Origin of the sequence: Streptomyces sp. NPDC005899 (assembly GCF_040629645.1) — a bacterium.
Lineage (GTDB): Bacteria > Actinomycetota > Actinomycetes > Streptomycetales > Streptomycetaceae > Streptomyces.
In genome coordinates this window covers 1-19604 of sequence record NZ_JBEXWB010000083.1, presented here as the reverse complement: position 1 = coordinate 19604, position 19604 = coordinate 1, and the positions used below count along the sequence as shown (strand labels likewise).

Below are 19604 nucleotides of genomic sequence, written 5' to 3'. Positions count from 1 at the left end.
GTCCGCTCCCCGGGGCCCCCCCCGGCGGGGGGGGGCCCCCGCCGGGGCAGGCGGCCCCCGCCCCTCGTGCAACGCGGACGCTAAGGCGCCGGACGCTGCCCGCCCGCGTCAGCGGTCGAAGCGCTCACGCGTCCGGTCGGCCGCGTCCTGCGCGCGGTCCCGCACCCCGGACTCGCGGCCGGAGGCCTTGTCCGCGGCACGGCCGGCCGCGTCGGACGAGCGGTCCTGCGACCCGTCCCGCTTGCCGCCCTGCTTCTTCTGCTCGGCCTGGTCGGCGAGCTCCTGCGCCTTGTCCTTGAACTGGTCTGCGATGCCCATGCTGTTCACTCCTATGTGGGTGCGTGGGTGGCCCCGTGAGGACCTCGCTCAGACTTACACACCCGGACATCCAGCGCATTTCGATCAGTTACGCTGTGCACGCGCCGCCCGGTCCGCCTCACCCCCGGCCCCCACGAGGCCCTTGCTCACCCCGTCGAGCCGCGGCCCGAACCGCTTCATCTCACGCTGCCCCACGGCCCCGATGACCATCGGCAGATACCCCCGTATCGACTGCATGCCGCGCAGCCACCACTGGGCGTACACGTGCGCCGACCGCCGCTCGATCCCGGCCACCACCCGGTCCACCGCCGGCCCCAGCGGGTAGGTGCGGTTCGCGGGCCACGGCAGCCGCTGCCGCAACTCCCGCATGACGTCGTCCTGGTCGGCGCCGCGCACCATGTCGGTGTCGGTCCACGACAGGTAGCAGACCCCGACCTTGACGCCCCGGTAGCCGACCTCCGCCCGCAGGCTGTGCGCGAACGCCTCCACGCCCGACTTGGACGCGCAGTACGCGCTCATCATCGGCGCCGGGGTGATGGCGGCCAGGGACGCTATCTGGAGGAAGTAGCCGCGGCTCTCCATGAGTACGGGCAGGAAGGCCCGCGCCGTGACGGCACCGCCGATCAGGTTCACCTCGATGACGCGCCGCCAGGCCTCCGGGTCGGAGTCCACGAGGGGCCCGCCCGAGGCGACACCGGCGTTCGCGACCACGACGTCGATCTTGCCGAAGCGCTCCTTCACCTCACGGGCGACCTGCGCCATGGCCACGTGGTCGGTGACGTCGGCGAACCAGTGGTCGCTGTCCCCGTGCAGCCGCTCCGCGACCTTCTTCAGTTCGTCCGGCTCCAGCCCCACCAGGGCGAGCTTCGCGCCCCGCGCGGACAGCTTGCGCGCCAGCAGTTCGCCCACCCCGCGTGCCGCGCCGGTGACCACGACGACCTGTCCGTCCAGACTCCGCCTGTCGCTCATGCGACCTCCTCCTCGCTCACGGCGTGCGCCGCACCGTCCACAGTGACGTACAGGTCCACGAGTTCCCGGAGTTTCGCCGTGACGACCTCGGGCGCCTCCATCGGCGTCATGTGCCCCGTACCGGTCAGCTCCGTCAGCCCGAGGCTCTGCGGCAGCGCCGCCTCGATGGCACGCGCGTGCACGGGGGGCGTCAGCCGGTCGTCCGTGCCCGCGATCACCGCGGTCGGGAGCCGCAGCTCCCGCACGTCCGCCTCCAAGTCGAGCTCCGCGAGCACCTGCCCCCAGGCGACGCGTGCGCGGCGGGGACACGCGTGCACGATCCTGGCACACGCGTCGACCCGCTCCGGCGCCGAACCACGGCCCATCGTCGCGTACTTGAGGATCGCCTTCGAGACCCCCGTGACCGGCCCGAGCGGGGCCCGCGCCCCGAGGACGGCGGCGGTCAGCCGGGTCCGGAGGGCGCCGGCGCGCAAGGGCAGCACCAGGGATTCGGCTGTGAGCCGGGAACTGCCGGTGCTGCACAGCAGCACGGCCGCCCCGTGCTCGCGCACGGCGTCCCGGCCGGCGGACGCCATGATCGTCATGCCACCCATGGAGTGCCCGGCGAGCACGGCCTTCTGCCCCGGGGCGAGCGTGGCCCTGAGCACCGCTTCCAGGTCGTCGGCCAGTGCGTGCGTGCTGTAGCCGCCGGGCCCCGGTTCCGGCGAACGGCCGTGGCCCCGCTGGTCGTAGACGACGACACGGTGGTCCGCGGCCAGGTCGCGCACCTGGGCCGCCCAGAAGCGGGTACTGCAGGTCCACCCGTGGGCGAGCACCACGGCCGGGGCGTCGTCGGGCCCGTGCAGTTCGACGTGGACGCGCGAGCCGTCGGCCGAGGTGACGGTCAGCTCGCGTACGGGGGCCGGCGTGGTGTCCGCCCGGCGCGACAGCCTGCTCATCGTGCGGCCTCCTCGGTGAGGGCCTTCTCCCGGAGGTCCGGGGCAGGGGGCCGGATCACCTCGTACTCCGCCAGGTCGACGGCGCGCGTCGCCCGGCGGAACTCCGCGGTCGTGCCGGGCCAGACCGTGGTGTTGCGGCCCTCGGCGTCGAGGTACCAGCTGGTGCACCCTCCGGTGTTCCACACGGTCCGCTTCATCCGCTCCTGGACCCGCCGGTTCCAGGCACCCACGGCCGAGGTCCGCGCGCCGAGCGCGGCCCGCTCGCCCAGCACGTCCAGCTGGCGGAGGTAGTCGGCCATGTAGTTGAGCTGGGACTCGATCATGAGGATCATGGAGGAGTTCCCGAGCCCGGTGTTGGGGCCGATGATGGTCATCCAGTTGGGGAAGCCCGCCGCCGTCGCGCCGCGCAGCGCCTGCATGCCGCCCTTCCAGGACTCGGCGAGCGTGATGCCCTCCGCGCCGACGACCCGTTCGGCGATCGGCATGTCCGTCACGTGGAAGCCGGTGCCGAGGATGATCACGTCCGCCTCGGTCTCCGTACCGTCCGCGGCGACCACCGTGGAGCCCCGCACCTCGGCCAGACCGGACGCGACCACGTCCACGTTGGGCTGGGCGAGCGCCGGATAGTAGGCGCTGGAGAGCAGGATGCGCTTGCAGCCGATCCGGTACGAGGGGGTCAGCTTGGCCCGCAGCTGCGGGTCCTTGATCGCCCGCGCCATGTTGGCCTTGGCTATCGACTCGACCAGGCCGAGCTGGTCGGGGTGCTTGGTGAAGGCGCCCACCTGCAGTTCCCGAATGCCCCAGAGCAGTCCGCGCCGGGCCTTGCCGGTGAAGGGGAGCGCGCGGTGCAGCCACTTCTCGGCCCCGCTGATGGCACGGTCCATGCGCGGCATCACCCAGGGCGGTGTGCGCTGGAACAGCGTGAGCCGGCCCGCCTCGCGCTGGATCTCCGGCACGATCTGGATGGCGGAGGCGCCGGTGCCGACGACGGCCACCCGCTTGCCGCGCAGGTCGTAGTCGTGGTCCCAGCGGGCGGAGTGGAACACCTTGCCGGGGAAGTCGGCGAGTCCGGGGATGTCGGGCAGCTTGGGGTCGGACAGCGGGCCGGTCGCCGAGACGACGACGTCGGCGACGACCGTCGCGCCGTTCGCCGACTCGATCACCCAGTGCAGCTCCTCGTTGTCCCAGCGCATGACGGTGACTTCGTGGCCGAGCCGGATGTGCGGCCGCAGCCCGAAGGTGTCGGCCACGTGCTCCAGGTAGGCGCGTATGTGCTCCTGGCCCGAGAAGGTGCGCGGCCAGTCGGGGTTGGGGGCGAAGGAGAACGAGTACAGGTGGGACGGTACGTCGCAGGCGCAGCCCGGATAGCTGTTGTCACGCCAGGTTCCACCGACCGACCCGGCCCGCTCCAGGACCACGAAGTCGGTGATCCCCTCGCGGCGGAGCCGGACCGCGGCGCCGAGGCCCCCGAATCCGGATCCGATCACCGCCACTCGTACGTGCTCGTGCTGGGACATGCTTGCCGCCTCCCCGCGGTACGCCATACGACTCTGCCAGCAATCACTGGCATTGTTGGGAGGGTAGAACAGCCGCGTACTGATGGGTAGGGGGCGGGGCAAAGAAAGTTACCGGCGGTACAACATAGGGTGCGGGTGTGGCTGACGGACGCGAGCACCGTGAATACCGCATGGAGGAGCTGGCCGAGAAGGCGGGCATAACCGTGCGCACCCTGCGCTTCTACCGGGAGCGGGGGCTGATCCAGCCGCCCCGGCGCGAGGGCCGCATCGCGTGGTACGACGACCACCACCTGGCCCGGCTGCGCACCATCACGGGCCTGCTGGAACGCGGGCACACCCTGAACGGCATCGCCGACCTCGCCACCACCTTCGACAGCGGCAGGGACGTCGCCGAAGTGCTCGGCCTGGGCGAACCGACCGAGGAGGTCCCCGTCCGGCTCACTCCCGAGCAGCTCGCCGACTACTTCGGGGAGGAGGCCACGGCGGAGAACCTCGCCGCCGCCCTGGACCTCGGCTACCTGGGCACCGACGGCGACGCGATCGTGCACATCAGCCGCCGCCTGCTGGAGGTCTCGGCGGAGCTCGTACGGGAAGGCGTGCCGCTCTCCTCGGTGCTGTCCTCGGGCCGGCTCGTCCGCGAGCACGCCGAAGCCCTGGCCGACCTCTTCGTACGCACCCTGGTCGCGCACACGGCCGGCACGGACAGCGGGCAACTGCGCCCGCTGGCGCACGCGGTGGTGGACGCGGAGCTGTCCATGGCCTTGGACCGCCGACTGCGCGGCGAGGACGCCGCGCGGGGGGCGGCGGACTCCGGCGCCGGGGGCGGTGAGGACGCCGGGGGAACCGAGGGAGCCGCGGGAACCGAGCAGCCGTAGCCGCCGCACGCCCCGGGGGGCGAGGCTCGCCGCTCGGGCCGGCGGACAGCCGCCGCCCGGAGCGCCCCGCGGGCCCCCGGCACGACGGGCGCCGCTCCGCACCGGCTCCCGCCGCCCCTCGGCCGGCCGGCCAGATGCGGGACCGTCACCCACCGGCGACCACCCCTCAGCGGGCGCGGTCCCCGTAGGTGACCGTGACCGGCGCGTGGTCGCTCCAGCGCTCACCGTGCGTGGCCGCCCGCTCGACCCATGCCTTCACGGCACGCTCGGCCAGCCCGGGCGTCGCCACCTGGTAGTCGATGCGCCAGCCCGCGTCGTTGTCGAACGCCCTGCCGCGGTACGACCACCACGAGTACGGACCCTCGACATCGGGGTGCAGCCGCCGGACGACGTCCACGTAGGACGCCTCGTCGAACACCCGGGTGAGCCACTCCCGCTCCTCGGGGAGGAAGCCAGAACTCTTCCTGTTCGACCTCCAGTTCTTCAGGTCGGCCTCGCGGTGCGCGATGTTCCAGTCACCGCACACCACGACCTCGCGCCCCTCGAGGGCCGCCCGCGCCTTCAGGCCCGCCAGGTACGGGAGGAAGGCCGCCATGAAGCGCTCCTTCTCCTCCTGCCTCGGCGTGCCGGCCTCACCGGAGGGCAGGTACAGGCTCGCCACCGTCACACCGGGGAGATCGACCTCGGCGTAGCGCCCGCTCGTGTCGAACTCCTCACTCCCGGGCACTCCGAAGCCACCGAACCCGATCTGCACCCGCTCCGGCGCGTGCCGCGTGTAGAGGGAGACACCCGCACGCCCCTTGGCGGCCGCCGGGGCGTGCACGACGTGCCAGCCCTCCGGCTCCCGCACCTCCTCCGGAAGCTGCTGCGCCTCGGCACGGACTTCCTGGAGGCAGATCACATCGGCCTCGGTCCGCGCCAGCCACGGCACGAAACCCTTCTTCGCGGCGGCACGGAGCCCGTTGACGTTTACGCTGGTGACGGTGAGCATCCCGGCACACTACCGACTCCCCCACCTGCATACCTGTACGATGCATCGCATGCTTATCCGGCCCAGCTCCTTCGATCACCCCGATGCCGTCAAACTCAACGACCAGGTGCAGCTCGAGTACGCCGAGCGCTACGGGGACGAGGGCGACATCACACCCCTGGACCCCACGATGTTCGACCCACCGCACGGGTTGTACCTGCTCGCCTACGACGAGCAGGACCGGCCCGTGGCCACCGGCGGCTGGCGCAGCCAGGAGCGGAACGCCGAGGGCTACTCCGACGGTGACGCCGAGATAAAGCGGATGTTCGTGATCCCCGAGGCCCGGGGACGCGCCCTGGCCCGCCGCATCCTCGCCGCCCTGGAGGCCGACGCCCGCGCGGCCGGCCGCACCCGCATGGTCCTGGAGACGGGCGACCAGCAGCCCGAGGCGATCGCGCTGTACACCTCCTGCGGCTACACCACCTGCGCGAAGTTCGGCCACTACCGCGAGTACGAGAGCAGCATCTGCATGGCCAAGCAGCTGTAGCGCCGGGCCCGGAGGAAGACGACCGCCTCACGGACCCCGCCTCACGGACCCCGCCTCGCGGGAGCCGAGCCGCGGAACCCGCCTCACGGAACCCGCGCCACGCCCACGTAGAACCCGCTCCGCTCGTACACCGGCGCGGGCCCCTCCTTGTACCACTCGGGCGCCGTCACCAATCCCGGAGCGACGAGCTCCAGGCCGTCGAAGAACGGCTCGACCTCACCGCGCGTACGCATCCGCAGGGCGATCTCGCCCTTCCTGTACGCGGACTCGGTCCCCTGCCTGAGCTCCGGGTGCTGGTCGGCGGTCCCGTGGGAGAGGACGAGGTAGCTTCCCGAGGGCAACGCGTCGACCAGCGTGCGGGTGATGCCGTACGGGTCCTGGTCGTCGGGGAGGAAGTGCATCAGCGCGATGAGGGACAAGGCGATCGGCCGCCCGAAGTCCAGCAGGCCCGCCGCGCGTTCGAGTATGGCCCCGGGCCGGCGCACATCCGCCTGGATGTAGTCGGTCGCCCCCTCCGGCCGGCTCACCAGCAACGCTTCCGCGTGCCGCAGGACGATGGGGTCGTTGTCCGCGTACACGACCCGCGCCCGCGGGACGACCGCCTGCACGATCTGGTGGAGGTTCGGCGCGGTGGGTATGCCGGTGCCGATGTCCAGGAACTGGTCGATTCCCCGTCCCGCCAGCCAGGCGGACGCCCGGTGCATGAACGCCCGGTTCCGCGCCGCGTTGCCCCGCGCCTCGGCCGGCAGCCTCTCCCCGACCTCCTGATCGACCGGGTAGTTGTCCTTGCCGCCGAGGAGCCAGTCGTAGACGCGCGCCGGATGCGGCTTGCTGGTGTCGATACAGGAGTCGGGTACACCGGCCGTCACAGGACACTCCTCCGTACGGAACCACGAACAGGCGGACCCCGGCACCGGCCCGGACGGACCTCAACGGCGGCCACGAAGGAGCGGGTGGGCGAGGACGCCCCAGGTTACCGGCTGGTCGCCCCGGCGTGGAGCCGGGCGTGTGCCGCTACGGCACCAGGACGACTTCGCCCAACACCTCTCCCCGGGGCTGCACTTGACGCCCGTGCTGTCGGTTGACGGTGCCCCGCCTGGTGCCCGACCTTCGAGATCCGGCCCTCCTGACTTGCCCGGTCTACCGCGACCCTGCCCTGAACCACCTGACAGCCACTACGGCGGCACCTGCAAGGGCAACGAACCCGACGGCTATGCCGATGATCTCTCCCGGGCCCAACAGTCCGAGCATCTGCGTCTCCTCGCTGCCTGATGGCAGTAGCCCGCGGCACACGATCGTGTTCCGCGTGGAGATCACCATGGCAGCCAGCCCTCACCCGTGGAACCCTGAACGGCAGGTCTTGAGGACCATCTGAGCTTGGCTCCTGTCTCGCATCGAGATGGCGCACCCATCCACGCTCCTCGACCAGCCACCCGCCTGGCTTCCATCCCGGCCGCCTTCGACCCACACACCGTGGAGCAGATCTGTGTGACTGCTCTCCAGCTCCGTAGGTAGGAGCCGGAGGCAGCCAGGCCGCCGGGGAGTTGTGGTCGGGCACGGGCTTCGTCTTCACCACGCGGTACGGGACCCCGATCGAGCCCAGGAACTTCGACCGGTCGTTCACCGATCGGTCCGAGAAGGCCGGCGTCCTCAGGATCCGTCTTCACGACACCCGGCACACCTGCGGTTCACTTCTCGCCGCCTTGGACACGTACCCGCGGATCGCCATGCAGATCCTTCCGCACAGCAAGATCGCCGTCACGACGGGGGGCTACACCCACGTTCCGCCTGAGGCGACGCGGAAGGTACCGCGGAAGCTCGGCAGGCATCTGGGTCGGCAAGATCCGGGGCAGTCGCTGTACCCCACTGCTGTACGACAGCTCAAAGCCCCTACCAGGTGACCCGGTAGGGGCTTTGACGTGCGGTGGACCTGTGGGGATTTGAACCCCAGACCCCCTCGATGCGAACGAGGTGCGCTACCAGACTGCGCCACAGGCCCTTGCAACGAGTGAAACTCTAGCACCCTCATCGGGGTGCTCGGAAATCCGTATCCCGCAGGTCAGCCGAGTCGGCTTCGCCGGAGTGTCACTCGTTGGCCGCGCGCGGCCTGTCCTCGTCGTCGTACTGGTCGAAGAGGGGGGTGCGGCCCCGGTCCCGGGTCCGGCGGGCGGGGCCGGGGCGCCGGCGTGGCGTCTGGTCCGCGTCGGGGGCGACGGGGTGCGAGGTCCCCGTCTGGGTGGGCTCGGCCGGGCTGGAACGGGCGGCGCTCCACGTCTCCGGGTCGCCGACCTCGACCCCGCCCGTGGCGCGCGGGGCGACGGGGGCGGTGACGTAGGTCGGCAGCGGGACCGGGACGGGCTCCCAGCTGTCGCCCTGGGCCGGTCCGCGCTCACGCTGCTGGTCGACCCACTCGGCGTGGTCCGTCTGCTCGACGAGCGCACGGCGGCCGGCCTCCTGCGGGGAGACCGTGGGCGTGGGGGCCGGCGCTTCGGGCTCCTCGTCGGGCTCGGCGGGAGCCGTCGCGGCGGACTGGTGCCTGCGGGGCCTGTTCTCGCGGAGCCGCTGCGCCGCGTCCTCCGCCCGTCGCCGGTCCATGGTGAAGACGAACCGGCGCCGTTCCTGCGACCGCAGGTGCACGATGTACGCGCTGAGCATCACGGCGGGCACGGCAGGCGCCCACAGGAAACGCAGCCCGCCGACCGCCGCGACGACCGCGCCCAGCGTGAACGCCAGGAACAAAACCGTCGTCGTGCGCCGGCGGCGTGCCAGGACCTGTGAGCGCCGCGCACGACGCTCCCGCTCCGTCTCCGCGCCGGGCCCACGAGGGCGCCGGACCGGCGCGGGGCCGGCCGGGTGCGCCTGCGGCCGCTCGGCGCCGGGACGCTCGTGCGCCGGGTCGCGCAACCGGGCTTCGGTATGCGTCGAGGGCGCGGCGAAGGCCCGGACGTCGACGGACTCCAATCGGTCCGTGACAGCTTCCGGGTCCACGTCGGCGGACGCCTCCTCGGCACCGCGCTCCCGCAACTCCTTGGCGTATCGGCGCTCCATGGCCGCCCGTCCGGACAGCAGCCGGATGGCGGTGCTGAAGCGTTCCGTCGGACGGGCCTCGTTGAGCTCGTCCTGCCTTCGGAGCCACATCGGCACCAGGTAGGCGGCCCAAGCCCCGACGATGACTGCGTAGATGAGGCCGCTGCTGCTCACGCTCACACCGTAGAGGGGTTTGCACGGCGGCATCCGCCAATTGGCCCGGTGTGTCGCACGATCCGGCTGATATCACGGACTTTTTTTGCGATTGTTCGGGCCAGTGCGCGACACGATCGCATTCCTTTGTGTTCGGAGAGCGATCAAATTCGAACACTTATTGCATTTCCCCGGGTGGGTGCGGTGTACGGGGCCGTACCCTGCGCCAACGCCGCAGAAGCCCGTCCGGCACCTCCTCCGCGGTGAGGGCGTAGATCAGGTGGTCCCGCCACGCACCGTCGATGTGCAGATAGCGCGGCCGCAGACCTTCCTCGCGGAATCCGAGTTTCTCCACGACCCTCCGGCTCGGCGCGTTCTCCGGCCGGATGCAGACCTCGATCCGGTGCAGTCCGACCGTGCCGAAGCAGTGGTCGACGGTGAGCGCCACCGCGGTGGGCACGACGCCGCGGCCCGCCACGCCCCGGTCGACCCAGTAGCCGACATGCCCGGAACACATGGAACCCCAGGTGATCCCGGCGACCGTCAACTGCCCGACGAGGCGCCCCTCGTACTCGATGGCGAAGGGCAGCATCCGTCCCGCGTTCGCCTCCGCACGCAGGTGCCTGACCATCTGCCGGTAGGTGGGACGTCGGGCGGGCGGGCCCCCGGGGGCCGGTGGCGGGACGGTCGCCTCCCAGGGCCGCAGCCAGTCGCGGTTGCGGCGGTTGACCTCGCGCCACTCGCGCTGGTCCCGCAGCTTGATGGGGCGGAGAGTGACTTCGCCGTCCGTCAGGATCACCGGCCAGGTCGGGACGTTCAGCTCGGGCTCCCAGGTCGGGGGTGGTCGCCGCCGTGAAGCTGGTCGACGGCGTGCACCAGAAGCCTGCTCAGGACGGCCAGTCCGTCGCGCACCCCGCCGGTGGACCCGGGCAGGTTCACGATCAGTGTGGTGTCCGCGACGCCCGCGAGGCCGCGGGAGAGCGCGGCGGTGGGGACCTTGTCCCGGCCCTCGGCACGGATCGCCTCGGCGATGCCCGGGATCTCCCGGTCCAGGACGCTCCGCGTCGCCTCGGGGGTGCGGTCCGTGGGCGAGATGCCGGTACCGCCGGTGGTGACGATCACGTCGTATCCGGCCGCCGTGCCCTCCCGCAGAGCCGCCTCCACGGGGTCGCCGTCGGGGACGACCCGCGGTCCGTCGACGGCGAATCCGAGGCCCCTGAGCGCCTCGGCGATGACGGGGCCGCCCTTGTCCGCGTAGACACCGGCGGACGCCCGGTTCGAGGCCGTCACGACGAGGGCGGAACGAACGGCCCCGCCGTCGCCCCGCGGATCCGTGCCGGGCCTGCTCATGCGTCCGCCCCCTCCGGCGCGGGACGCCGGTAGTCGCCGGACTTGCCGCCCGACTTGGCCTCGACGCGGACGTCCGTGATGACGGCGCTCTTGTCGACCGCCTTGATCATGTCGATCACCGTGAGCGCCGCGACCGAGACGGCGGTCAGCGCCTCCATCTCGACCCCCGTACGGTCGGTGGTCCTCACCGTGGCCAGGATCTCCACCGCGTCGTCGGCGACGCCGAGATCGACCTCGACCCCCGACACCGCGAGCGGGTGGCAGAGGGGAATCAGGTCCGGGGTGCGCTTGGCGCCCATGATCCCGGCGATCCGCGCGGTGGCCAGCGCGTCGCCCTTGGGGACTCCCTCACCCCTGAGGAGCTCGACGACACGCGGCGACACCAGGACCCTGCCGCTCGCCCGGGCGACGCGTGCCGTGACGTCCTTCTCCGACACGTCGACCATGCGGGCCGCGCCCGCCTCGTCGATGTGCGTCAGTCTGTTCTGCGTACTCAACTCACTCCGCCTAGCGGTAGGGCGCCGATGCCCGCTCGGCCCGCACGGAGGTGGGAGCCGGGGGCCCGGGGGGCTTCCCCCGGTAAGGCACAGCGCCAGATACCGTACCGCCACCGGGCGGGAGTCAGCGGAGCAGGATGACCTCGGTCTCCGTGCCGGGCTCGGCGGAGGTCATGTCCTCGGGCAGCACGATCAGCGCGTCCGCCTGCGCGAGGGCGGCTATCAGATGTGAACCGGCACCGCCGACGGGAGTGACGGTGCCCGCCCCGGCGTCGTACCTCCCCCGCAGGAACTGGCGCTTGCCGGCGGGCGAGGCGAGCGCCTCGCCGACGTCGAGCTGGGCCCGCACCGTCGGCCGGTGGACGTCCGGCAGACCCATCAGGGCCCGGATCGCCGGCCGCACGAACAGCTCGAAGGAGACGTACGAGGACACCGGGTTGCCGGGCAGCGCCAGCAGCGGGGTGTGGTCCGGGCCGATCGAGCCGAAGCCCTGCGGCTTGCCCGGCTGCATGGCCAGTTTCCGGAACTCGACGCCGCTGCCCGGCGCGTCGTCGGCGTCGGCGTAGGACAGGGCCTCCTTGACCACGTCGTACGCGCCGACGCTCACGCCACCGGTGGTGACGACGATGTCGGCACGGATGAGCTGGTCCTCGATCGTGGCGCGCAGCGTGGCCGCGTCGTCGGCGACGGCGGGGACGCGGTAGGCGATCGCTCCGGCATCTCGGGCCGCCGCCGTCAGAGCGAAGCTGTTGGAGTCGTAGATCCGGCCGCCGGTCAGCTCCTCGCCCGGCTGGGCCAGCTCGCTGCCGGTCGAGACCACCACGACACGCGGGCGGGGCCGCACCTTCACCGTGGAGCGCCCGATGGCGGCGAGCAGGCCGATCTGCGCCGGGCCCACGACCGCGCCCTCGCGCAGGGCGAGGTCTCCGGGGCGGACGTCGCTGCCCCTGGCCCGGACGTGGGCACGGGCCCGCACGGGCCGGTGGACGCGGACCTCTCCGCTCGCGCCCTCCGGCGCTTCGCTGTGGGCCCGCATGGCGGCCGCCGGGCCGCCACCCGTGCCGCCGTCGGTCCACTCCACGGGGACGACCGCCTCGGCGCCCGCGGGCAGCGGGGCACCGGTCATGATGCGGGCCGCCTCGCCGGGGCCGACGGAGCGGCCCCCGGGCAGGCCTCCGTCGCCCGCCGCCACGTCGCCGATGACGGTGAGCACGGCGGGGAACTCCTCGTCGGCACCTTCGAGGTCGGAGACCCGGACGGCGTATCCGTCCATCGAGCTGTTGTCGAACGGCGGCAGGGCGATCTCCACCACGACGTCCTCGACGAGGACGCAGCCCTGGGCGTCGGGCAGTTGCAGCTCGATCGGCTCGAGCGGCCTCACCGCCGCGAGGATGTCGTCCAGGTGCTCGTCAACCGACCAGATCGTGCCGCTCAAGCTGTTACAACTCCTCCGTGACGTAACTGCGCAGCCAGGTCCGGAAGTCCGGGCCCAGGTCCTCACGTTCGCACGCGAGTCTGACAATGGCACGCAGATAGTCGCCGCGGTCCCCGGTGTCGTAGCGGCGGCCCTTGAAGACGACGCCGTGCACGGGGCCGCCGATCTTCTCGTCCTCGGCCAGCAGTTGCAGGGCGTCGGTGAGCTGGATCTCGCCGCCGCGGCCGGGTTCGGTCCGGCGCAGTATGCCGAAGACCGCGGGGTCGAGGACGTAGCGGCCGATGATGGCGAGGTTGCTCGGCGCGTCGGACGGATCGGGCTTCTCCACCAGCCCCGTGACGCGTACGACGTCGCTGTCCGTCGTGGCTTCCGTGGCCGCGCAGCCGTACATGTGGATCTGGGCCGGGTCGACCTCCATGAGGGCGACGACACTCCCGCCCTCACGCTCCTGCACGTCGACCATCCGCGCGAGCAACGGGTCGCGCGGGTCGATCAGGTCGTCACCGAGGAGCACGGCGAACGGCTGGTCGCCCACGTGCGGGGCCGCGCACAGGACCGCGTGGCCCAGACCGCGCGGGTCGCCCTGGCGGACGTAGTGCATGGTCGCCAGGTCGCTCGACTCCTGCACCTTGGAGAGGCGCTCGTCGTCGCCCTTGCGGGTCAGCGCCGACTCCAGCTCGTAGTTCCGGTCGAAGTGGTCCTCCAGGGGACGCTTGTTGCGGCCGGTGATCATCAGCACGTCGGAGAGGCCTGCCGTGACGGCTTCTTCGACGACATACTGGATGGCGGGCTTGTCGACGACAGGCAGCATCTCCTTGGGAGTGGCCTTGGTCGCCGGCAGGAACCGGGTGCCAAGACCTGCAGCTGGGATGACAGCTTTGCTGATCCTGGGGCGCGACTGAGTCATGCGCCGAACTCTAACCGCTCCCCATGGGCGGAAGATGAGCGTCCGGTTAACTTCGCCCACATATGCACCCATACGCGAGGTACGTGAGCACCTGTTGAACGATGACATGTCCAGAAAGGCGCTGGTGCGGCGCGAACTGCTGGCCGCCCGTCGCCTCCTGACCTCCGGGGACGTCGTGGAAGCCGCTGAACTCCTCGCCTCCCGCGCCGCGGCCCTGCCGGAACTCGCGGACGCCCGGACGGTGGCGGCGTACGTGTCCGTAGGGCGCGAGCCGGGCACCCACGCTCTGCTGGACGCCCTGCGCACCCGGGGCGTGCGGGTGCTGCTGCCCGTGCTCATGGCGGACAACGACCTCGACTGGGCCGCCTACCGGGGCGCCGGGCACCTCGAACCCGCCGGGCGGGGCCTGCTGGAGCCGGACGGCGAACGGCTCGGTCCCGACGCGGTCCTCGAAGCGGACGCGGTCCTGCTGCCGGGGCTCGCCGTGGACCGGCGCGGCATGCGGCTCGGCCGCGGCGGGGGGAGTTACGACCGCGTGCTGGCCCGGCTGGCGGCGGCCGGGGCCCACCCGGCCCTCGTCGTCCTCCTCCACGACGACGAGGTGGTCGCGCGGGTCCCGGAGGAACCGCACGACCACCCCGTGGACGCCGTCGTCACCCCGGCCCGGACCCTCCGCTTCGTGCGCTGAGGCGCGGCGCTCCGGCGGCGGGGCCCGGTCCGGCGGGTGTCAGGACGGTTTCGTCAGCGTCAGGGTGTCCACGGTGGACTGCCCCACCGCGTTGGTCCCGAACGACCAGTCGAGGAGCTCGCCGTCGACCCACTTCTCGGTCTGGTCCGTGTAGTGCGCGCTGAAGGCGTGCCCGGACGCACCGGTGAGGTTGATCCAGCGGGACTTGTCCCAGTCCCCCACGTTGACGACCATCCGCATGGACGGGACCCAGATGACGTCGTAGCCGCCCGCCGCGTTCCAGCCCGTCGCGTTGACCGCGGCCTCTCCGCCGCCGAGGTGCCAGGGGCCGCGGTTGAGTGCCCGCTGCAGGAGGCCGGGGCCCTCGGTGCCGAGGGTCTGGTTGCGCAGGGTCAGCTGGTGCAGCCGGCCCCAGCTCCAGCTGCTGACGTCCTTGCCCATCTCGGCGGTGAGCTCCCAGCGGGCGTCCTTCATCGCACGGGCGAAGAGTTCGTCACGGCTGTCGATGGCCGCCTCGCGCCCCTTCGCCGGCACCTTCCACCAGGCGTTGCCGGTGTCGTCGAGGATGCTGTCGACCACCTCGTACCAGCGGTCGCCGCCGTCCGGCTGGGCCGCGTCGGGATCGCGCTGACCGCATTCCCGTACGAGCTCGTCCTGCTCGTCCACCGGCCCGGTGCCGGCGATCGGCTCCACGTAGATGCAGTCGCCCTTGGCCCGCATCTCCTTGGGGAGTTTGTCGCCGAAGGCGAGCTTGAGGATGTTGCGCCAGACGCCGTTGAAGTACGCGGCCGCGGCGGAGTCGGGCTCCTGGGTGTAGTCCCAGCCCTCGAGCAGCTTCTGGGCCTCACGGACGCTTCTGTCGGAGATGCCGATCCGCAGCAGCTTGGGCACCAGTTCGGCGGCGATGGTGCTGTAGTTGTCCATCTGGAGCTTCTGCATGTCGTCGGTCGAGATCTTCCCGCCGTCCTTGATCTTCGACTCGATGAGGTCGTTGATCCGCTGGCTGCGGGCGCCGTAGCCCCAGTCCTTCGTGAGCAGGTGCTCGTAGTCGTCGTCGATGACGGCCTGGTTGGCGGTGACGATGTAGCCGCGCTCCGGGTCGTACTCGTACGGCAGCTCGTCGAACGGGACGGGTTCCTTCGCCCAGCCGTACTTCGGGTTCCAGCCCGGGCTGGGCAGCGTGCCGTCGCCCTGCAGGCGGACCGGGATCGTGCCGGGCGCCTGGTAGCCGATGTGGCCCTCGGTGTCCGCGTAGACGAGGTTCTGGGCGGGCACCTCGAAGTGCGAGGCCGCCTTCCGGAAGGTCGTGAAGTCCTTGGCCCGGTTGAGCTCGAACACCGCGTCCATGGATTTGCCGGCCCGCAGCGCCGTCCACTTCAGGGAGACCCCGTACCCGTCACCGCGGTCGGGCGCGAAGGTCGTCACCGGCGCCCTCCTGCCGACCTTCTCCAGCTCGCCGCTGCGGTCCGAGACCAGCGGGCCGTTGTTGGTCTCGCGGACGGTGATCTTCCGGCTCCTGCCGCCCGCGACCTTGATGGTCTCCTCACGGGTGACGAACGGCTCGGTCTTGCCGTCGTACTGGTACCCGTCGCTCGAGACCTTCTCCAGGAAGAGGTCGGTGACGTCCGCCCCGAGGTTGGTGAAGCCCCAGGCGATGTCCCGGTTGTGGCCGATGATCACACCGGGCATCCCCGAGAAGGTGTACCCGGCGGTGTCGTAGCGGCAGGTGTCCGACAGCTGACGGCAGTGCAGCCCCATCTGGTACCAGAGCGAGGGCAGCATCGGTGCCAGGTGCGGGTCGTTCGCCAGCAGCGGTTTGGCGGTCGTCGTGTACTCACCGGAGACGACCCAGGAGTTCGACCCGATGCCGGTGCCGTTGGGGCCCAGCAGGGCGGGGATCTCGTCGAGGGTGTCGGAGAGCGCCGACAGCTGGGTGTTCAGGCCCTCGGTGGCGTCCTGGACGGTCCCCGAGCCGATGCCGTCCGACGGCTCCGCGTCCTGGTCGAACTTCCCGGTGACGGGATCGACGGCGCCCTGCCCCACGATCGGCTTGTTCTTCTTGTAGGGGTAGGCCGGGTAGAGGTCCTCGATCTGCTTCTCGCCGAGCCTGCTGGTCATCAGCGAGCGGTCGATCTCGTCCTGCATGTTGCCGCGCAGGTCCCAGGCCATCGCCTTGAGCCAGGCGACCGAGTCGACCGGCGTCCACTCGGACGGCCTGTAGTCGTTGGTCAGGCCGAGTGCCGCGTACTCGACGGAGATGTCCTTGCCGTCCTTGCCCTCGAGGTACGCGTTGACCCCCTCCGCGTACGCCCGGAGGTTCTTCTTGGTGTCCGGGCTCAGGACCTCGTCGTACTCCTTCTGCGCGACCTGACGCCATCCCAGCGTCCGCAGGAAGGCGTCGGTCTCGACCTGGCCGGAGCCGAACATCTCCGACAGCCGGCCCGAGGTCATGTGGCGGCGGACGTCCATCTCCCAGAACCGGTCCTGGGCCTGGACGAAGCCCTGGGCCCGGAAGAGGTCGCTGTCGGAGTCCGCGTAGATCTGCGGGATCCCGTGGTCGTCGCGTTTGACGTCGACGTTGCCGGTGAGTCCCGCGAGTTCGAGGGAGCCGGTGGTCTGCGGGTACGAGGCCCGGACCGTGGACACGGACCAGAACGCGCCGTAACCGACACCCGCGACGAGCGCCAGCACCAGGACGATCACGAGCAGGCGGGCACGTCGCCCCTTCTTCCTGCCGGACTTCTTCGCATCGGAAGAACCGGAAGGGGCGGTTGTATTGGCGGGCATCGCTGTCCTTCGAGGGGCAGGGTGGTCCTGGGAGTGCAGGAGCAACCATAGGCGCCCCGCCGGAGCCACTCGGACGCGGTACGGGGATGCCTCCATTTGCGTACCGCTCGCACGAAGACTCGAAGCGTCAAGAAAACGTTAAAGATTAGGTAAGGTAACGAAGTACTGGCCGCCGGAGGCCGATCCGGAAGGCGTACGCAGGGAAGGAACGGACCCTGACTGTCCACGCGCTCAACGAACTTCTGCTCGTCTGCTCACTCGTCCTGCTGGTCGCCGTGGCGGCCGTACGCATCTCGTCGCGCAGCGGGCTCCCCAGCCTGCTCCTGTACCTCGGCATCGGCATCGCCATGGGCCAGGACGGCTTCTTCGACGTCAAGTTCGACAACGCCGAGCTGACCCAGGTGATCGGGTACGCCGCCCTGGTCGTCATCCTCGCCGAGGGCGGCCTGGGCACGAAGTGGAAAGAGGTCAGGCCCGCCCTCCCGGCGGCGGCCGTGCTCTCGACCGTCGGCGTCGGCATCAGCGTGGGCGTCACCGCGAGCGCGGCGCACTACCTCGTCGGCCTGGAGTGGCGGCAGGCCCTGATCATCGGCGCCGTCGTCTCGTCCACCGACGCGGCGGCCGTCTTCTCCGTCCTGCGCAAGGTCCCCCTCCCGTCCCGCATAACGGGCGTGCTGGAGGCCGAGTCGGGCTTCAACGACGCACCCGTCGTCATCCTCGTCGTCGCGTTCTCCACGGTCGGCCCCGTGGAGCACTGGTACGTCCTGGTGGGCGAGATAGCCATGGAGCTGGCCATCGGAGCGGCGATCGGCCTCGCCGTGGGCTGGCTCGGGTCCCTCGGCCTGCGGCATGTCGCCCTGCCCGCGTCCGGTCTCTACCCGATCGCCGTGATGGCCATCGCGGTGTCCGCGTACGCGGCCGGCGCCATGGCGCACGGCAGCGGGTTCCTCGCCGTGTACCTGGCCGCCATGGTCCTCGGCAACTCCAAGCTGCCGCACTGGCCGGCCACCCGGGGATTCGCGGACGGGCTGGGCTGGCTGGCACAGATCGGCATGTTCGTCCTGCTCGGCCTGCTGGTCACCCCGCACGACCTCATCGACGACTTCTGGCCCGCGGTGGTCGTCGGGCTGGTCCTCACCGCCGTCGCCCGGCCGTTGTCCGTCTTCATCAGCCTGGCGCCGTTCCGGCTGCCGCGGCGCGAGAAGGCCCTGATGTCCTGGGCGGGGCTGCGCGGCGCCGTGCCCGTCATCCTCGCGACCATCCCCATGGTGTCCGGGATCGAGGGCAGCACCCGGGTCTTCAACATCGTCTTCGTGCTCGTCGTCGTCTACACGCTCATCCAGGGGCCCACCCTTCCCTGGCTCGCCAAGGCCCTGAAGATCGCGGACGACCCCTCGGAGACCGCGGACCTGGGCATCGAGTCGGCGCCCCTGGAGCGGCTCCGCGGGCACCTCCTGTCCGTGGCGGTCCCCGGGAAGTCGAGGATGCACGGTGTGGAGGTCGCCGAACTGCGGCTGCCGGCCGGGGCCGCCGTCACCCTCGTCGTCCGGGACGGCAAGAGCTTCGTGCCGGCGCCGTCCACCGTCCTGCGGCGTGGGGACGAGCTCCTGGTCGTCGCCACCGACCCGGTGCGCGACGCGGCCGAGGCGCGCCTGCGGGCCGTCGGCCAGGGCGGCAAGCTCGCCGGCTGGCTGGGGACGGGCGGGGCGGTGCGTCAGGACAGCTCCCTGGACCTGCCGCACGTCGTGAAGCTGGCCAAGAAACTGGGCAGGGGCGGCGAGGGACGGGCGGGCGGCGCTTCCGCACCCGCTTCCGCGTCCCGGGGTACGGCCGGCGGCACACCGCGGTCCGGGACGGACAGTGCCGCGGACGGCACGAAGGCCAGCCACTGATCGGTGGTGGTGACGCGCACCTCGTGCCGATCACAGGCCCAACGGGCCGTGCGCCTGTAGGATGAAGGACTGTTACCCCTTGATCCAACCGATTTGAATTGATCGACCAACTCTGCCTGATGCAGAGCTGGCGCGACCGTATGGCGGTCGTGGCGCCTTTCGCCTCTGGAGCGAGCGCCCGGCATCTACCGCAGTCCCGCGCGAAGAGGACAGCTCTCGGCAGCGCCCGCGGGCCCCGGCACTCCGGTGCGGGCCCAGGGAGCACGGCCACCAGGCGGCAGAAAGGCAAGGACCGTGGCGTCCACGGTCTCCGACCGCCCCGGTTACGGGCAGTTGCTGCGCACCCCGGGTGCGTGGACCTTCCTCCTTCCGGGCTTCGCCGCCCGACAGCCCTTCGCGATGCTGACGATCAGCATCGTGCTCCTGGTCCAGCACACCACCGGCTCGTACGGCAGCGCGGGTGCCGTGGCCGCCGTCTCCGGCGTGTCCATGGCCCTGTTCGCCCCGCAGAGCGGCAGGCTCGCCGACCGCTTCGGCCAGCGTGCCGTGCTGCTCCCCGGTGTGCTCGTGCACGCCGTCTCCGTCGGCTCGCTCACGGCGCTGGCCCTGGCGCACGCGCCCCTGTGGGCGCTGTTCCTCGCGGCCGTGCCCACCGGTGCGTCGATCCCCCAGGTCGGGCCCATGGTCCGCGCCCGCTGGGCGGCCCGGCTCGGCGCCGCCCCGGGGCGGCCGGC

The 19604-nt window shown here is 71.5% G+C and carries 19 protein-coding genes and 1 tRNA gene; 6 read left to right on the top strand and 14 right to left on the bottom strand.

All coding sequences use genetic code 11. The features are described from left to right. Positions 1–108 precede the first annotated feature (108 nt). The 4 genes from ABZ371_RS12990 to ABZ371_RS12975 all read right to left on the bottom strand — a co-directional run bounded on the left by ABZ371_RS12990 (position 109) and on the right by ABZ371_RS12975 (position 3742). Positions 109–318: a hypothetical protein gene (locus tag ABZ371_RS12990; protein WP_358677627.1), complete on the bottom strand. Its 210-nt coding sequence runs from the start codon at positions 316–318 to the stop codon at positions 109–111. Positions 319–402: 84 nt separating this feature from the next. Continuing rightward, complete coding sequence (locus ABZ371_RS12985; protein ID WP_358677625.1) at positions 403–1287, bottom strand: SDR family oxidoreductase; 885 nt, start codon at positions 1285–1287, stop codon at positions 403–405. Beyond that, positions 1284–2225, bottom strand: coding sequence for an alpha/beta hydrolase (locus ABZ371_RS12980; protein WP_358677622.1), 942 nt, complete (start codon positions 2223–2225; stop codon positions 1284–1286). Before ABZ371_RS12980 ends, ABZ371_RS12985 begins: the two co-directional genes overlap by 4 nt. Further along, complete coding sequence (locus ABZ371_RS12975; protein WP_358677619.1) at positions 2222–3742, bottom strand: NAD(P)/FAD-dependent oxidoreductase; 1521 nt, start codon at positions 3740–3742, stop codon at positions 2222–2224. Before ABZ371_RS12975 ends, ABZ371_RS12980 begins: the two co-directional genes overlap by 4 nt. Positions 3743–3912: 170 nt before the next feature. Between ABZ371_RS12975 and ABZ371_RS12970 the strand changes: the two genes are divergently transcribed. Beyond that, positions 3913–4617 (top strand): MerR family transcriptional regulator, encoded by a 705-nt coding sequence (locus ABZ371_RS12970; RefSeq protein WP_358677630.1) that lies wholly within the window; start codon positions 3913–3915, stop codon positions 4615–4617. Positions 4618–4783: 166 nt separating this feature from the next. Here the strand turns inward: ABZ371_RS12970 and ABZ371_RS12965 are convergent, their stop codons facing one another. Beyond that, positions 4784–5608 carry an exodeoxyribonuclease III gene (locus ABZ371_RS12965; protein WP_358677617.1) on the bottom strand — a complete coding sequence of 275 codons (825 nt, stop codon included), beginning with the start codon at positions 5606–5608 and terminating at the stop codon, positions 4784–4786. 49 nt (positions 5609–5657) lie between these two features. Between ABZ371_RS12965 and ABZ371_RS12960 the strand changes: the two genes are divergently transcribed. Continuing rightward, complete coding sequence (locus ABZ371_RS12960; RefSeq protein ID WP_358677614.1) at positions 5658–6134, top strand: GNAT family N-acetyltransferase; 477 nt, start codon at positions 5658–5660, stop codon at positions 6132–6134. Between the two features lie 83 nt (positions 6135–6217). On the opposite strand, the gene ABZ371_RS12955 is transcribed toward ABZ371_RS12960, so the two are convergent. Continuing rightward, positions 6218–7003, bottom strand: a complete 786-nt coding sequence (locus ABZ371_RS12955; RefSeq protein ID WP_358677611.1) for an SAM-dependent methyltransferase — start codon at positions 7001–7003, stop codon at positions 6218–6220. Between the two features lie 675 nt (positions 7004–7678). On the opposite strand from ABZ371_RS12955, the gene ABZ371_RS12950 reads away from it, so the two are divergent. Then, entirely contained in the window at positions 7679–8035 is a 357-nt protein-coding gene (locus ABZ371_RS12950; protein WP_358677608.1) for a tyrosine-type recombinase/integrase, read from the top strand. Positions 8036–8059: 24 nt separating this feature from the next. Here ABZ371_RS12950 and ABZ371_RS12945 read toward each other — a convergent pair. The 7 genes from ABZ371_RS12945 to galU all read right to left on the bottom strand — a co-directional run bounded on the left by ABZ371_RS12945 (position 8060) and on the right by galU (position 13503). Next, positions 8060–8133: transfer RNA gene (locus ABZ371_RS12945), tRNA-Ala, on the bottom strand. An 86-nt stretch (positions 8134–8219) separates the two neighbouring features. Beyond that, positions 8220–9368 (bottom strand): gephyrin-like molybdotransferase receptor GlpR, encoded by a 1149-nt coding sequence (gene glpR, locus ABZ371_RS12940; protein ID WP_358677606.1) that lies wholly within the window; start codon positions 9366–9368, stop codon positions 8220–8222. A 124-nt stretch (positions 9369–9492) separates the two neighbouring features. Then, complete coding sequence (locus tag ABZ371_RS12935; protein ID WP_358677603.1) at positions 9493–10113, bottom strand: GNAT family protein; 621 nt, start codon at positions 10111–10113, stop codon at positions 9493–9495. Positions 10114–10130: 17 nt separating this feature from the next. Continuing rightward, complete coding sequence (locus tag ABZ371_RS12930) at positions 10131–10664, bottom strand: MogA/MoaB family molybdenum cofactor biosynthesis protein (protein WP_358677601.1); 534 nt, start codon at positions 10662–10664, stop codon at positions 10131–10133. Then, positions 10661–11161 (bottom strand): cyclic pyranopterin monophosphate synthase MoaC, encoded by a 501-nt coding sequence (gene moaC, locus ABZ371_RS12925; RefSeq protein WP_358677598.1) that lies wholly within the window; start codon positions 11159–11161, stop codon positions 10661–10663. Before moaC ends, ABZ371_RS12930 begins: the two co-directional genes overlap by 4 nt. 124 nt (positions 11162–11285) lie before the next feature. Beyond that, on the bottom strand, positions 11286–12596 hold the full coding sequence (glp, locus tag ABZ371_RS12920) for a gephyrin-like molybdotransferase Glp (protein ID WP_358677595.1): 1311 nt from the start codon (positions 12594–12596) through the stop codon (positions 11286–11288). Between the two features lie 4 nt (positions 12597–12600). Next, positions 12601–13503, bottom strand: a complete 903-nt coding sequence (gene galU / locus ABZ371_RS12915) for a UTP--glucose-1-phosphate uridylyltransferase GalU (RefSeq protein WP_358677592.1) — start codon at positions 13501–13503, stop codon at positions 12601–12603. Between the two features lie 106 nt (positions 13504–13609). Between galU and ABZ371_RS12910 the strand changes: the two genes are divergently transcribed. Then, positions 13610–14191, top strand: a complete 582-nt coding sequence (locus tag ABZ371_RS12910; RefSeq protein ID WP_358677589.1) for a 5-formyltetrahydrofolate cyclo-ligase — start codon at positions 13610–13612, stop codon at positions 14189–14191. A 39-nt stretch (positions 14192–14230) separates the two neighbouring features. Here the strand turns inward: ABZ371_RS12910 and ABZ371_RS12905 are convergent, their stop codons facing one another. Beyond that, on the bottom strand, positions 14231–16978 hold the full coding sequence (locus ABZ371_RS12905) for a penicillin acylase family protein (RefSeq protein WP_358677586.1): 2748 nt from the start codon (positions 16976–16978) through the stop codon (positions 14231–14233). A gap of 275 nt (positions 16979–17253) precedes the next feature. Between ABZ371_RS12905 and ABZ371_RS12900 the strand changes: the two genes are divergently transcribed. Together ABZ371_RS12900 and ABZ371_RS12895 are read left to right on the top strand one after the other, a co-directional pair. After that, entirely contained in the window at positions 17254–18870 is a 1617-nt protein-coding gene (locus ABZ371_RS12900; RefSeq protein ID WP_358677583.1) for a potassium/proton antiporter, read from the top strand. A 294-nt stretch (positions 18871–19164) separates the two neighbouring features. Then, positions 19165–19604: MFS transporter (locus ABZ371_RS12895; RefSeq protein ID WP_358677580.1), on the top strand; the 440-nt coding region annotated here is incomplete at its 3' end.